Raw genomic sequence first — 13,842 nt, forward strand, 5'->3', positions numbered from 1 at the left:
CCGCGCCGCGACGCGGGCGGCACGGCCGCCACCACCCGCCCACGGGAAGGCCCCCGATGCCCTCATCGCTGTCCCGCCTCAGGTCGGCCCTCGCCGCCGGCCTGCTCACGCTGGCCACCGCCGCCACCACCCTCACCCTGGCCCCCGCCACGGCGCAGGCCGCCGTGCTGCCCAACGGCTTCCTCAGCGTCGGCTACCTGCCGTCCTGGACCGGTGACGTCAACGCGGTGCAGTACGCCAAGCTGACCCACGTCAACTACGCGTTCGTGCTGCCCAACGGCGACGGCAGCCTCCGCCCGGTGGAGAACCCCGCCAAGCTCTCCCAACTGGTGTCCCGTGGCCACGCCAGCAACGTCAAGGTGTCGATCGCGATCGGCGGCTGGAACAACGGCGACGACTCCGCCTTCGAGGCGCTCGCCGCCAACGCCGGCACCCGCACGACGTTCGTCAACAACGTCGTCAACTTCGTCAACCAGTACAACCTCGACGGCGTCGACATGGACTGGGAGTACCCGGACCCGGGCGCCTCGGCCACCAACTACACGGCGCTGATGCAGCAACTGGCCGGCGCCCTGCACAGCCGGGGCAAGCTGCTCACCGCCGCCGTCGTCTCCGAGGGCTGGTACGCCGAGGGCGTGCAGCCGGCCGTGTTCGGCCACGTGGACTGGCTCAACATCATGGCGTACGACGGCGGCAGCCCGCACGCCAACTACGACTGGTCGATCAACGCCGTCAACTTCTGGAAGTCCCGGGGTCTGCCCGCCCGCAAGGCGGTGCTCGGCGTGCCGTTCTACAGCCGGCCGGGTTACCACACCTACGCCTCGCTGGTCGCCATGGACCCGGCCAACGCAAACCGCGACTGCACCACGGTCGGCGGGACCCAGCAGTGCTACAACGGCATCCCCACGGTGAAGCGCAAGACCCAGTGGGCCATGGCCAACGCCGGCGGCATGATGAACTGGGAACTCAGCCAGGACACCACCGGGGCCACCTCCCTGGTCAGCGCCATCTACGACACCGTCACCGGCGGCACCACCCCGCCGCCCGTCGGGCGTACCGGCCCGATCACCGGGATCGGCGGCAAGTGCGTCGACGTGGCCGCCGCCGGCACCGCGAACGGCACCGCCGTGCAGCTCTACGCGTGCAACGGCACCAACGCCCAGACCTGGACGGTGGGCACCGACGGCACCCTGCGCGCCCTCGGCAAGTGCGCCGACGTGACCAGCGCCTCCACCGCCAACGGCGCCAAGGTGCAGCTCTGGGACTGCAACGGCACCGGCGCGCAGGTCTGGCAGGCCCAATCCAACGGCACGCTGCGCAACCCGGCGTCCAACAGGTGCCTCGACGCCACCGGCAACAGCTCCGCCGACGGCACCCGGCTGCAGATCTGGGACTGCTTCGGCGGCGCCAACCAGGTCTGGCGACTGCCCGCCTGAGCGGCACGGGCCCCGTCACCGTCGCGCGCGGGGCGGGGCCCGCGCGCCGGCGCCGCCCGCCGCCGGTCGACCCCTCGGCAGCACCCCGCGCGCCGGTCCGGCACCGTCCACCGCCGGTCCGGCGCGCGTCCACCGCCACCGGTCTTCGGCCCGTCCGGTGTCAGCCCGGTCCGTGCGCCGTCACCGGCAGCGCGGCGGCGAGCCGGCGGGCACGGTGCGCGTGGGTCAGCACGTCCACGCTGTCGACGTACTGGTCGACCGCGCCGAGGGGCGGGCGTGCCCGCAGTGCCGGATCGGTGATGGCGGCGCGCAGCGCGGCGGCGACCCGACCGGCGTCCAGGACCAGGAACGGCCGTCGGTGGAACGGCCGGGGCCGGGCGCGCACCGGGGCCGCCAGGCCGGTGTCGTCGGTCCGGGCGGCGAGGGCCTCCAGCGCCCGGACCAGCCCGTCCTCCCGCCGGCGCCAGTCGCCCGGGCCGAGCGCGTCGGCTAGGGCCGCGACCAGGGGCGCCGCGTCGGGCAGCCGGGCGAACAGCGTGCCCAGCCACTTGTCGTACGGGGGCCAGCGGCGGTGCAGCAGCAAACCGAGCCGCATGAGGTCCCGGGCCAGGCCGGCGGTGACCACCCGGCTGCCGAGGTCGTCGCCGGTCTCGGCGCAGCGGCCGGGCAGGTGCTCGGCCTGGGCGACGCGGGTCCACGCGGCGGCGAGCACGTGCCGCCACACGTCGTCCGGGTACCACGCCAGCGCCGCCCGGGCCCCGGTCAGCGCGCCGTCGAGGCCGTCGTGGAAGACCTCCCCGCCGGTCACCTCGGCCAGCCGCTGCGTCGGCGTGGCCAACCAGTCCGCCGTGGTGACGCCGGCGGCCGGGTCGAAGCCCAGCCGCTCGCGCCACCAGCCGCCCAGCTCGTCGATCGTGACGCCGTGGCGGCTGCCCGCCGGGTCGGCGACGCCCAGCCGGCCCTCCCCCGTGAAGCGGGTGGGCCAGCCGAGGAACTCCGCCGGCAGGTCGGCGTCCAGCGCCGCGCGCAGGTGCGGGATCCGGGCCGCGTCGGACGCGGCGACGAAGAGCTGCCCGCGCGGCCCCCAGTCGTGGTCGGTGGAGCGCGGGGTGTCCAGCCCGAGCAGCTCCGAGCCGCCGTCGAGCAGGCCGGCCGCGTAGCGCAGGCCGGGAAGGCGGCGACGCAGGATCGGGGCGAGCACCTCGTCGTGGAACCGGCGGCCGAGCGTCAGGCCCGCAACGAACGTCACACCGCCAAGTCTGCGCCGCGCAGCGGCGGGCCCGCAGCCCGGTTCCGCCGCCGGAGACCCGTACGCGCCGATAGGCTCGGCTCGTACGGGTCGCCGACGGAGAGGACCGACCGCCGTGGCAGCGACGGACCGGGAGCGCGCCGCGACCCGACGCCGCCGGCTGCTCTGGGCGGGCATCCTCGCCGTGGCGGGCCTGGTGCTGCTGGCCGTCGGCCTGACCGTCGCCGACGGCACGGCGGCCTGGATCGAGGTGGCGGTCGCGATCGTGCTGCTGCTCGCCAGCTATGGCCTGCAGTACGTGGTCCGCCGCGAGACACTCCACCGCGACCACGAACGCCCCTGACCGGCCGCGCCGTGCCGTGCCCCCTGATCGTCGGTGGCGTGTGCCAGGCTGTCGGGCGTGGCACAGCGACCCCCGATCCTGCTCATCGACGCGCCCAGTCTCTACTTCCGGGCCTACTTCGGCATCCCCGAGTCGGCGGCCCGGGCCGCCGACGGCAGCCCCGTCAACGCGGTGCGCGGCTTCCTCGACATGCTGGCGAGTCTGATCCGCACCCGCCGGCCCGACCGGATGGTCTGCGCGATGGACCACGACTGGCGGCCCGACTGGCGGGTGGCGCTGCTGCCGTCCTACAAGGCGCACCGGGTGGCCCCCGACGGCGGCGAGGTGGTGCCCGACACCCTCAGCCCGCAGGTCCCGCTGATCCTGGAGGTGCTCGACGCCGTCGGGATCGCCCACGTCGGCGCGGCCGGCTACGAGGCCGACGACGTGCTCGGCACCCTCTCGGTGACCCAACCGGCGCCGGTGGAGGTGGTCTCCGGCGACCGGGATCTGTTCCAGCTCGTCGACGACGCACGCCCCGTGCGCCTGCTCTACGTGGGGCGGGGCGTGGCGAAGCTGGACGACTGCGACGACGACGCGGTGCGCGCCCGCTACGGGGTTCCGGCGGACCGCTACGCCGACTTCGCCGCCCTGCGGGGCGATCCCAGCGACGGACTGCCCGGCGTGGCGGGCGTGGGCGAGAAGACGGCCGCCCGGCTCGTCGAGCGCTACGGCGACATCGCGGGCATCCTGGCCGCCCTGGACGAGCCGGGCTCCGGCTTCGCCCCCGGGCTGCGCACCAAGCTCGCCGCCGCGCGTGACTACCTGGCCGTCGCGCCGCAGGTGGTCCGGGTCGCCCTCGACGTGCCGCTGCCCGAGCTGGCCACCGCGCTGCCGACCGCACCGGCCGATCCCGACCGGCTGCTGGAGCTGGCCGGCGAGTGGAACCTGGCGGGCTCGGCACGCCGCCTGGTCGACGCCCTCGCGCAGCGGTCCTGACGCCGTCCGTCGCGCCGGGGCCGGCGGGCGGCGCCGACCCGCTGGACGGGTCAGCGCGGCGGGTTGCCCCGGCGGGACGGGAACGGGGCGCCCGGCTGGCCGAGCGTGGACCGGGCCCGCAGCCCCACCGGGTCCGGCGGCGGCGGCGACGCCTCGGCCGGCTCCTGGCCCCGCAGGTCGTCGAAGTACGCGGCGGCGGCCCGGTCCTCGGCGGTGGGGGCGGCCAGCAGCGCGTAGACCAGCCCGACCACGCCGAACACCACCGCGAGGATGATCGGCACGAGCAGGGTGCTGACGCCGGCGCCGGACACCTCGCCCTGCCCGGCGTGCGGATGCACCGACATGGCGCTCATCCCGGTGAAGTGCATGCCGTTGACCGCGACGCCCATCAGCAGCGCCGAGCCGACGATCGCCAGCCCCCGGCGGACGGTCATCGCCAGCCAGAGCGCCACCGTGGCCGCGACCACCGCGATCACGACCGACAGCACGACCCGGGTGGTGTCGTAGTCGATCCGGCCGTTGAGCCGCATGGCCGCCATGCCGGTGTAGTGCATCGCGGCGACCCCCGCGCCCGTGAACAGGCCCCCGGCGAGCAGCCGCACGGCGGAGAACCGTCCGGTGCCGACGATGGCCAGGCCGATGCCGACCGCGATCACCGCGATCATCGCGCTGGCCACGGTGATCGGCACGTCGTACCGGATCCGGGTGCCCTGGACGGCGAAGCCGAGCATCGCCATGAAGTGCATGGTCCAGATGGCGGTGCCGCCGATGGCCCAGGCCGCCAGGGTTCCCCACCAGGCGCGCTGGCCCGCGCTGCGCGCGGTGCGGATGCGGATCGCGCAGATCAGGCCCAGGGCCGAGCCCAGCACCGACAGCGCGTAGCTGAGCGCGGGGGTGATCCACCCGTACTCAAAGTGACTTATCTCCGCCACGGCGGCCTTCTCCCAGGTCGATCCACCGACGCGCGATCTCGCGCCGGAGCAATGATCAGGGATGCCGCCACCAGGCACGACGGCACCCCCCGGACAATTCGGGGGGTGCCGTCGCGATGACTTTGCGATGCGTCGATTTCGATGTCCGGTGACGGACAGTGACGGTCAGGCCGGGGTGTGGTAGGCCAGCACGCCCCGGTTCACGGCGCCGATCGCCTGCCGGGCGGTCGACCTCAGCTCCGCCGAGGCGCCGCCGGAGTCGGCGAGCTGGCCGAGCAGGTCGACCACCTGCCGCGCCCAGCGGACGAAGTCGCCGGCCGGCATCTCGCCGTCGATCTCGTGGCCGCTGCCGAGGACCTTCGCCAGCGCCTCGCCCCGCGCCCACCGGTAGACCGGCCAGGCGAAGCCGAGGTCGGGCTCGCGGGTGACGGTGAGGCCGCGGGCCGCCTCGTCGGCCTCGATCTCGCTCCACAGCTTGAGCGTCTCGTCGACCGCCTCGGCCACGGGGCCGCGCGGCAGCGACGCCCGCTCGTCGACGTCGCGGCGGGCCTCGAAGACCACCACGGAGACCGCCGCCGCCAGCTCCGCCGGGGAGAGCCCGTCCCACACCCCGCGCCGCAGGCACTCGGCGACCAGCAGGTCCGCCTCGGTCCAGATCCGGCCGAGCATCCGGCCGGCGTCGGTCACCGCGCCGTCGGGCGTCAGGTAGCCCCGGGCGGTGAGCAGCGCCACGATCCGGTCGAACGTGCGGGCCAGCGAGCCGGTGCGGCCGGCCACCCGCTGCCGCAGCTCCTCGGTGTCGTTCTCCAGGCGGCGGCGCCGCTCCGCCCAGCGGGCGTGCTCCTCGCGGTCGGGGCAGGCGTGGCACGGGTGCCGGCGCAGCTCGGTGCGGAGCTGGCTGAGCCGGTGGTCCTCGCCGGCAGCCTGCCGGGACCGGCCGCCCCGGCGGCCGCCGTGCCGGTCCAGCCCGGTGCCGCTGACCTCGGCGGCCAGGTCGCGCCGGGCCGCCGGGGACCGGTGGTTGAAGTGCTTCGGCACCCGGATGCGCGCCAGGACCTCGGCCGGGGCGGTGAAGTCCCCGGGGCTGACCCGGCCCGCCCAGCGGTCCTGGGTGAGCACCAGGGGCCGGGGCTCGCCGAAGCCGCCGGTGGCCGGGTCGAGCACGACGGCCAGGCCGGCCCGCCGTCCCGACGGCACCCGGATCACGTCGCCGACCCGCAGCCGCTCCAGCGAGGCCACCGCGGCGGCCTTGCGCTGGCTCTGCCCCTGCCGGGCGATGGCCCGCTCCCGCTCGCCGATCGCCACCCGCAGCGCGAAGTACTCGTCGAAGTCGCCGTGGTGGCAGGCCGCCTCCACGCCGTACGCCTCGATGGTCTCGGTGTTGCGCTGCACCTGGCGGGCCAGGCCGACCACCGAGCGGTCCGCCTGGAACTGGGCGAACGAGGACTCCAGCAGCGCGCGGGCCGGCTCGGCGCCGACCGTGCCGACCAGGTTGACCGCCATGTTGTACGACGGCCGGAAGCTGGACCGCAGCGGGTAGGTGCGGGTGGAGGCGAGACCGGCCACGTGCCGGGGGTCGGTCTCCGGGGACCAGACGACGACGGCGTGCCCCTCGACGTCGATGCCCCGCCGGCCGGCGCGGCCCGTGAGCTGGGTGTATTCGCCCGGCGTCAGGTCGACGTGCGCCTCGCCGTTGTACTTGACCAGCCGCTCCAGCACGACGCAGCGCGCCGGCATGTTGATGCCCAGGGCGAGCGTCTCGGTGGCGAAGACCGCCTTGACCAGCCCCCGGACGAAGAGCTCCTCGACGACCTCCTTGAACACCGGCAGCATGCCGGCGTGGTGGGCGGCCAGGCCGCGTTCGAGGCCGTCGAGCCACTCCCAGTAGCCGAGGACGGTCAGGTCCTCGCCGGGGATGGCGGTGACCCGCGACTCGACGACGCGACGGATCTCGGCCCGCTCGTCGGGGGAGGTGAGCCGCAGGCCCGCGGCGAGGCACTGCTGCACGGCCGCGGCGCAGCCGGCGCGGCTGAAGATGAACAGGATCGCCGGCAGCAGCCCCTCCCGGTCGAGCCGGTCGACGATGTCGGGGCGCATCGGGCCGCGCCAGCGGGGCCCGCGCCGGCCGCCGCCGGGGCCGGCGCTGCGCCCCTCGCCGAGTTCCAGCCGGCGCATGGTGTCGCGGGTGTAGCGCAGCAGCTCGGGGTGGACGTCGTGCTTGCGGGCGGCGTCGGCGTCGTGGAACAGGTCGAACATCCGCTTGCCGACCAGCATGTGCTGCCACAGCGGCACCGGGCGGTGCTCGCTGACCACCACGGCCGTCTCGCCGCGCACGGTGACCAGCCAGTCGGCGAACTCCTCGGCGTTGGACACGGTGGCCGACAGGGAGACCAGGGTGACCGAGGCCGGCAGGTGGATGATCACCTCTTCCCACACGCCGCCGCGGAACCGGTCGGCGAGGTAGTGCACCTCGTCCATCACCACGTAGGCCAGGCCGTCGAGGGTGGCCGAGCCGGCGTAGAGCATGTTGCGCAGCACCTCGGTGGTCATCACCACCACCGGGGCGTCGCCGTTGATGGCGTTGTCGCCGGTGAGCAGCCCGACCTGCTCGGCGCCGTAGCGGTCGACCAGGTCGTGGTACTTCTGGTTCGACAGGGCCTTGATCGGGGTGGTGTAGAAGCACTTGCGCCGGCGGGGCGGGGCGCCTCCGTCGCCGGCCGCGGGCGCCGTCGCGTCGCCGGCCGCCGTGTCGCGCGCCGGCGTGCCGCGCAGTGCCAGGTGCACGGCGAACTCGCCGACCACGGTCTTGCCGGCGCCGGTCGGGGCGCAGACCAGGACGCCGCTGCCCCGTTCCAGAGCCTGGCACGCCTCCCGCTGGAAGTCGTCGAGATCGAACCCCAGATCGAGGGCGAACTCGTCCAGTGCCGGGAACTGTGAGGCCTGCGCGGCCCGGCGGCGCGCCGCGGCGTACCGCTCGGCGGGGCTCGACATGCCTCCAAGATTAATGCGTGCCGCCGACAGCCACCGGACAAGGCCGACCGGCAGCGGGGTCGGAGGCGGTCGGTAGGGTGCACGACGTGCCGGATCATGCCGAACCGCCCCACGCCTCGCGCGGCGCCGACGACGCCGTCCGCCCGGGTCCGTCCCGCCGGCCGGTGGAGGCGGTCCTGCTCGACTTCCACGGCACCCTGGCTCAGGTGGAGGAGCCCCGGGACTGGGTGCTCGCGGCCGCGGCCGCCTGCGGGGTGACCCTGGAGCGGATGCGGGCCACCGCGCTGGCCGACCGGCTGCTGACCGCCGGCCGGGCGGGCGGGCCGCTGCCGACCCGGGTGCCGCCCCGGCTGACCGAGCTCTGGGCCGACCGGGACCTCTACCCGCACGCCCACCGGGGCGCCTACACCGGGCTGGCAGAGACCGTGGACGCGGGCATCGAGGGCTTCGCGGAGGCGCTCTACGAGCGGGTGCTGGTGCCCGAGGGCTGGGTGCCCTACCCGGACACCGCCCCGACCCTGGCCGCGCTGCGGGCCGGGGGCGTCCGGGTGGGCGTCGTCAGCAACATCGGCTTCGACATCCGGCCACACTTCGAGGCCTGGGGGCTGGCCGGGCTGGTCGACGCGTTCGTGCTCTCGTACGAGGTGGGGCGCTGCAAGCCGGACCCGGGGATCTTCCTGCGCGCCTGCGGGATGCTCGGCGTCGACCCGGAGCGGACGCTGATGGTGGGCGACACCCCGGCCGACGCGGGGGCCGTCGCGGCCGGGTGCGCGGTGCTGGTGCTGCCGGCCGCCGAGGCGGGCCGGGCCAACGGGCTGGGCGCCGTGCTGGACCTGGCCGGCGTCGAGAAGCAGAGCTAACGGCACGTTGACAGCGCCGTTAACACGCGTCGCTAACACGAAGGCGTTATCGTCGCTGCCATGATCACCGAGACGTCGCCCCGGGACCGGATCGTCCGGGCCGCCGCCGCGCTGCTCGCCGAGGGTGGCCGGGAGGCCGTCTCCACCCGCGCGGTCAGCCGGGCGGCGGGGGTGCAGGCGCCCACGATCTACCGCCAGTTCGGCGACATGCGCGGCCTGCTGGACGCGGCGGCCAGCTACGGGTTCGCCGCGTACCTGCACGGCCAGGCGGCCGGCGACCTCGTCGACGACCCGGTCGACGACCTGCGCCGGGGCTGGGACCTGCACGTCGGCTTCGGCGTGGCCAACCCGGCGTTCCACGCCCTCATGTACGGCGACCCGCGCCCCGGCGAGACCCCGACCGCGGCCCGGGTCGCGGCCGACATCCTGCGCCAGCTCGTGCACCGGGTGGCCGAGACGGGCCGGCTGCGCACGGGCGTCGACCAGGCGACCGAGATGTTGCACGCCAGCTCATGCGGGGTCACCCTCACCCTGATCCGGACCCCGCCGCCGCAACGCGACCCGGCCCTGTCCACCCGCACCCGCGAGGCGATCCTCGCCGCCCTGGTCACCGACTCCCCCGCCGCCCGGGCGACCTCCCGGGCCGACCGACCGGTCCGGCACGCGGTGGCGCTGCGCGCCGCCCTCGACACCCTCACCACCGACCTCACCCCCGCCGAACGCGCCCTGCTGGCAGAGTGGCTCGACCGCATCACCCGCACCCCCTCCTAACCCCACCCCCGCGCCCCGCCCCGCGCGTCGATCATGGACTTCTGGTGCCGGTCGTGTCCGCCTACACGGCTTGTGCGGGGCACCACGACCGCATGATCGACGCCGAGGTGGGGGCGGGGGGTTCAGCGGAGGAGGTGGAGGGCGGCGGGGGTGGCCGTGACCGTCAGGGGGAGGGGCAGGGCGCGCTCGCCGTCGGCGTACGTGGTGATCCCCTCGGCGCTCAGCTCGACCGTACGGGCGCGGTAGCTGCGCACCAGCGGATGCGTCACGTGGGTGCCCCGGTAGATGCGCGGCTTGACCCGCATCAGGGTGCGCCGGTCGAACCGGCCGCCCACCACCACGTCGAGCAGGCCGTCGGTCGGGTCCGCGTCCGGACAGATCCGCATGCCGCCGCCGTAGCTGGCGCAGTTGCCCACCGCCACCAGCACGGCGTCCACCTCGTGCGCCACCCCGTCGAGGCGCAGCGTGTAGCGGCGCGGGCGCAGCCGGGCCAGTTCCACCAGGATCGCCAGGTCGTAGCGGCGCGGACCGCTCGGCCAGCGCATCCGGTTGGCGCGCTCGTTGACGATCGCGTCGAAGCCGGCCGCGAGCACCGCCCCGTACCACCGGTCCGTGCCGTCGGCCCCCGTCATCCGCGCCAGGTCCACCGGGCGGGTGCGGCCGTCGCGCAGCGCCGCCGCGATCACGTCGACGGCGGCGAGCGGGTCAGGCGGGAAGCCGGTGTCGGCGGCGAAGTCGTTGCCGGTGCCGGCGGGCACCGGACCGAACGGGACGCCCGTCCCGGCGATGGCCTGCACCGCGCGGTGCACGGTCCCGTCGCCGCCGACCGCGACCAGGGCCGACGCGCCGTCGCGCACCGCCGCACGGCAGGCCGCCTCGGCCTCGTCGGCGGTGCGCGCGCGCAGCGGGCGTACGGGCCGGCCGGCGGCCGCGAGCCGGCGCAGGACCTGCGGCAGCAGCCCTCGGTGCCGACCCCGGCCCGCGGTCGGGTTGGCCAGCACGGCGACGGGCCCGACGCCGGCGACGGAGGGGTGATCGTCTGCGGTCACGGCGAGCACCGTACCGCCACCGGCCCGGGTGGGCGTACCGCCCGACCCACGACCGGCGAACCGCCGGCGGGCATCGCGCGCCCCGGAGCGCAACTGACATTTGTCACGGCCGACCCGTGCGGCACGCATTCGTCGTCATGACTGAACGCACTGGAGCCGCCATAGTCCGAACGGACAGACTCGTATCCATCGACAGGCCCGGGTCATCGGCCGAACGGCAAGGGCAGCGACCGAACAGCGGAGGGAGTGGTCAGGGTGGACGAGCGCTACGACAGCTACTGCGCCGCCGACCGGCTCTTCTACGACTCCCTCGGCAGCGCGGTCGAGCAGCCCACCTTCGCGGCGGCCCGGCGGCCCGTCCCCGACGGCTGGCGCTCCGAGCCGCTCGACGACTGGCTGATCTACGCCCCCGAGGGTGGCACGCTGCCCCAGCAGGGCTGGAAGATCCACGTGTCGGCGACGCTCGACAACGCCGAGCGGGTGCTGGACGTCGTCTGGGACTACTGCGTCCCGCGTGGACTGTCCTTCAAGTTCCTGCGCGGCCCGCGTACCCTGCTGCTGCGCAACTCCAAGTACGCCTCCCGCGCGGCCAGCGGCAAGTTCGTCACCGTCTACCCCCGCGACGACGCGGAGCTGGAGCTGGTCTGCAAGGAGCTCGACGAGCTGCTCGCCGGCGAGCCCGGCCCGTACATCCTCAGCGACCTGCGCCACGGCGCCGGCCCGGTGCACGTACGCTACGGCGGCTTCGCCGCGCGCTACTGTCACTCCCCCGACGGCCAGGTCGTCCCGGCGATCGAGGACGACACGGGCACGCTGGTGCCCGATCGCCGCGACCCGGTGTTCCACGTGCCGTCCTGGGTGACGCTGCCCGACTTCCTCGGCCCGCACCTGGCCGCCCGCAACGCCACCAGCACCGACGAGGTGCCGTACCGGATCGAGAAGGTCATCCACTTCTCCAACGGCGGCGGCCTCTACGTCGGCCGGGACGTGCGGACCGACACCCAGGTGGTGCTGAAGGAGGCCCGGCCGCACGCCGGCCTCGACGCCGACGGCACCGACGCGGTGGCCCGCCTGGCCCGGGAGGCCGACGCGCTGCGCCGGCTGGCCGACCTGCCGCAGGTGCCCCGGGTGCACGACGAGTTCGCCCTCGGCGAGCACCGGTTCCTCGCGCTGGAGTTCATCGAGGGCCGCGCGCTCAACAAGGTCCTCGTCGACCGGTACCCGCTGATCGACGCCGACGCCACCGACGCCGACCGCGCCGACTACACCCGCTGGGCGCTGGACGTGCACCGGCAGGTCGAGGAGGTCGTCACGGCGATCCACGACCGCGGCCTGGTCTACGGCGACCTGCACCTGTTCAACGTCATGGTCCGCCCGGACGACCGGATCGCGCTCGTCGACTTCGAGGTCGCCGCGCCGATCGACGGTCACCGCCGGCCGGGACTGCGCAACCAGGGCTTCGCCGCACCCCGGGACCGCACCGGTCCCGCCGTCGACCGGTACGCCCTGGCCTGCCTGCGGCTGGCGCTGTTCCTGCCGCTGACCCAGCTCGTCCGGCTCGGGCCGGACAAGGCCGCGCACCTCGCCGACGTGATCGCCGAGCACTTCCCGGTGCCGAGGGAACTCCTCGACGACGCCGTACGGGAGATCACCGGCGCCGCCCCGGCGGACGCCGGACCGGCACCCGACCTCACCGTCGACGTCGGACCGGCCCACCGGGACCGGCTCGCCCGGGCGATCCTCGCCAGCGCGACACCCGAGCGGGACGACCGGCTCTTCCCCGGCGACATCGAGCAGTTCCGCAGCGGCGGGCTGAACCTCGCCCACGGCGCGGCCGGCGTCCTGTACGCCCTACACGTCAGCGGCGCCGGACGGTGGCCGGAACACGAGCAGTGGCTGGCCCGCCGGGCCACGGCGCCGGCCTCCGGCACCCGGTGCGGCTTCTACGACGGTCTGCACGGCGTCGCGTACGCCCTCGAGGCGCTCGGTCGCCGCCAGGACGCCCTCGACGTGCTCGACATCTGCCTGCGCCAGCCGCTGGACGGCTTGGACCACAGCCTCTCGGGTGGCCTGTCCGGCATCGCGCTCAACCTGGCCGAGCTGGCCGGGCGCACCGGCGAGACGGCCCTGCGCGACGCGGCCTGGCGGGCCGCCGAGCGGGTGGTCGACCAGCTCGCCGACGACCCGGGGCCGGACATCAGCGGCGGGCGCAACCCGTACGCCGGGCTGCTGCGCGGCCGGACCGGGCCGGCGCTGCTGCTGGTGCGGCTGCACGAGCTGACCGGTGAGCAGGCGCTGCTGGAGCACGCCGCCACGGCCCTGCGCCAGGACCTGCGCCGCTGCGTGGTACGCCCCGACGGCGCGCTGGAGGTCAACGAGGGCTGGCGCACCATGCCCTACCTCGGGCAGGGCAGCGTCGGGATCGGGCTGGTGCTCGACGAGTACCTGCGGCACCGCGCCGACGAGCGGTTCGCCGAGGCCAGCGCCGGTGTGCGCCGCGCCGCCCGGTCCCCGTTCTACGCCCAGGCGGGCCTCTTCGCCGGACGTGCCGGCATCGTGGCCTACCTCGCGGCGGATCCCGCCGACCCGCAGCGCTGCCGCGAACGCGACGAGCAGGTCGCCCGGCTGGCCTGGCACGCCCTGCCCTACCGGGACGGCACCGCCTTCCCCGGCGAGCAACTGCTGCGGCTGTCCATGGACCTCGGCACCGGCACCGCCGGCGTGCTGCTGGCGCTGGCCGCCGCGCGGCCCGACGCCCCGGTGAGCCTGCCGTTCCTCGCGCCCCTGGCGGGCGCCCCCGACTCCCCCGCCTCGGCGAGGGCGACCGATCCGACCGACCAGCACGGAAGGAGGTGACACGACATGGCGCTTCTCGACCTCCAGGGCATGGAGATGGCTCCCGCCGACCGCACCGGCGGTGGCAGCCGGGCGAGCCTGCTGCTCTGCGGCGACAGCTCGCTGTCCGTCACGACCTGCAACTGATCCGAACGCCTTCACCGGCGACGTCAGGGCAAGACCACCCGATAGACCAGCACAGAAGGAGATGACTCGACATGGCGCTTCTCGACCTCCAGGGCATGGAGATGGCCCCCGCCGACCGCACCGGCGGTGGCAGCCGGGCGAGCCTGCTGCTCTGCGGCGACAGCTCGCTGTCCGTCACGACCTGCAACTGATCAGGTCATCACGCGAGGCCCTGGGCGGATGTACGTGTCCGCCCAGGGCCGCACGGCTTT

At 75.1% G+C, this 13,842-nt stretch carries 12 protein-coding genes; 8 read left to right on the top strand and 4 right to left on the bottom strand.

What is annotated here, in order from left to right:
* Positions 1-56: 56 nt before the first annotated feature.
* Positions 57-1,436: a glycosyl hydrolase family 18 protein gene (locus AB0883_RS24200; protein WP_366643521.1), complete on the top strand. Its 1,380-nt coding sequence runs from the start codon at positions 57-59 to the stop codon at positions 1,434-1,436.
* 160 nt (positions 1,437-1,596) lie between these two features.
* On the opposite strand, the gene AB0883_RS24205 is transcribed toward AB0883_RS24200, so the two are convergent.
* Positions 1,597-2,685: a DUF4037 domain-containing protein gene (locus AB0883_RS24205; RefSeq protein WP_366643522.1), complete on the bottom strand. Its 1,089-nt coding sequence runs from the start codon at positions 2,683-2,685 to the stop codon at positions 1,597-1,599.
* A 115-nt stretch (positions 2,686-2,800) separates the two neighbouring features.
* On the opposite strand from AB0883_RS24205, the gene AB0883_RS24210 reads away from it, so the two are divergent.
* Both AB0883_RS24210 and AB0883_RS24215 read left to right on the top strand, forming a co-directional pair.
* Positions 2,801-3,028 (top strand): hypothetical protein, encoded by a 228-nt coding sequence (locus AB0883_RS24210; RefSeq protein ID WP_366643523.1) that lies wholly within the window; start codon positions 2,801-2,803, stop codon positions 3,026-3,028.
* Positions 3,029-3,085: 57 nt separating this feature from the next.
* The gene (locus tag AB0883_RS24215; protein ID WP_366643524.1) at positions 3,086-4,006 is read left to right on the top strand and encodes a 5'-3' exonuclease; all 921 of its coding nucleotides are present in this window, start codon (positions 3,086-3,088) and stop codon (positions 4,004-4,006) included.
* Between the two features lie 50 nt (positions 4,007-4,056).
* Here AB0883_RS24215 and AB0883_RS24220 read toward each other — a convergent pair whose 3' ends face one another.
* Positions 4,057-4,938: an MHYT domain-containing protein gene (locus tag AB0883_RS24220; RefSeq protein WP_366643525.1), complete on the bottom strand. Its 882-nt coding sequence runs from the start codon at positions 4,936-4,938 to the stop codon at positions 4,057-4,059.
* Positions 4,939-5,103: 165 nt separating this feature from the next.
* The gene (locus tag AB0883_RS24225; protein ID WP_366643526.1) at positions 5,104-7,929 is read right to left on the bottom strand and encodes a DEAD/DEAH box helicase; all 2,826 of its coding nucleotides are present in this window, start codon (positions 7,927-7,929) and stop codon (positions 5,104-5,106) included.
* Positions 7,930-8,093: 164 nt separating this feature from the next.
* Here AB0883_RS24225 and AB0883_RS24230 point away from each other — a divergent pair, with 164 nt between their 5' ends.
* Together AB0883_RS24230 and AB0883_RS24235 are read left to right on the top strand one after the other, a co-directional pair.
* Positions 8,094-8,789 carry an HAD-IA family hydrolase gene (locus AB0883_RS24230; RefSeq protein ID WP_366643591.1) on the top strand — a complete coding sequence of 232 codons (696 nt, stop codon included), beginning with the start codon at positions 8,094-8,096 and terminating at the stop codon, positions 8,787-8,789.
* A 60-nt stretch (positions 8,790-8,849) separates the two neighbouring features.
* A complete protein-coding gene (locus AB0883_RS24235) occupies positions 8,850-9,560 on the top strand; it encodes a helix-turn-helix domain-containing protein (protein ID WP_366643527.1) in 711 nt (236 codons plus the stop codon).
* 122 nt (positions 9,561-9,682) lie between these two features.
* On the opposite strand, the gene AB0883_RS24240 is transcribed toward AB0883_RS24235, so the two are convergent.
* Positions 9,683-10,618 carry a diacylglycerol kinase gene (locus AB0883_RS24240; protein ID WP_366643528.1) on the bottom strand — a complete coding sequence of 312 codons (936 nt, stop codon included), beginning with the start codon at positions 10,616-10,618 and terminating at the stop codon, positions 9,683-9,685.
* A 246-nt stretch (positions 10,619-10,864) separates the two neighbouring features.
* On the opposite strand from AB0883_RS24240, the gene lanKC reads away from it, so the two are divergent.
* The 3 genes from lanKC (at position 10,865) to AB0883_RS24255 (ending at position 13,782) form a co-directional block, all read left to right on the top strand.
* Positions 10,865-13,465 (top strand): class III lanthionine synthetase LanKC, encoded by a 2,601-nt coding sequence (lanKC, locus tag AB0883_RS24245; protein WP_366643529.1) that lies wholly within the window; start codon positions 10,865-10,867, stop codon positions 13,463-13,465.
* A 6-nt stretch (positions 13,466-13,471) separates the two neighbouring features.
* Positions 13,472-13,591 carry a SapB/AmfS family lanthipeptide gene (locus AB0883_RS24250; RefSeq protein WP_089003486.1) on the top strand — a complete coding sequence of 40 codons (120 nt, stop codon included), beginning with the start codon at positions 13,472-13,474 and terminating at the stop codon, positions 13,589-13,591.
* Between the two features lie 71 nt (positions 13,592-13,662).
* Positions 13,663-13,782 carry a SapB/AmfS family lanthipeptide gene (locus tag AB0883_RS24255; RefSeq protein ID WP_089003486.1) on the top strand — a complete coding sequence of 40 codons (120 nt, stop codon included), beginning with the start codon at positions 13,663-13,665 and terminating at the stop codon, positions 13,780-13,782.
* The last annotated feature ends 60 nt before the right edge of the window (positions 13,783-13,842 follow it).

It is taken from the genome of Micromonospora sp. NPDC047812 (genome assembly GCF_040704175.1).
Classification (GTDB): Bacteria; Actinomycetota; Actinomycetes; order Mycobacteriales; family Micromonosporaceae; genus Micromonospora.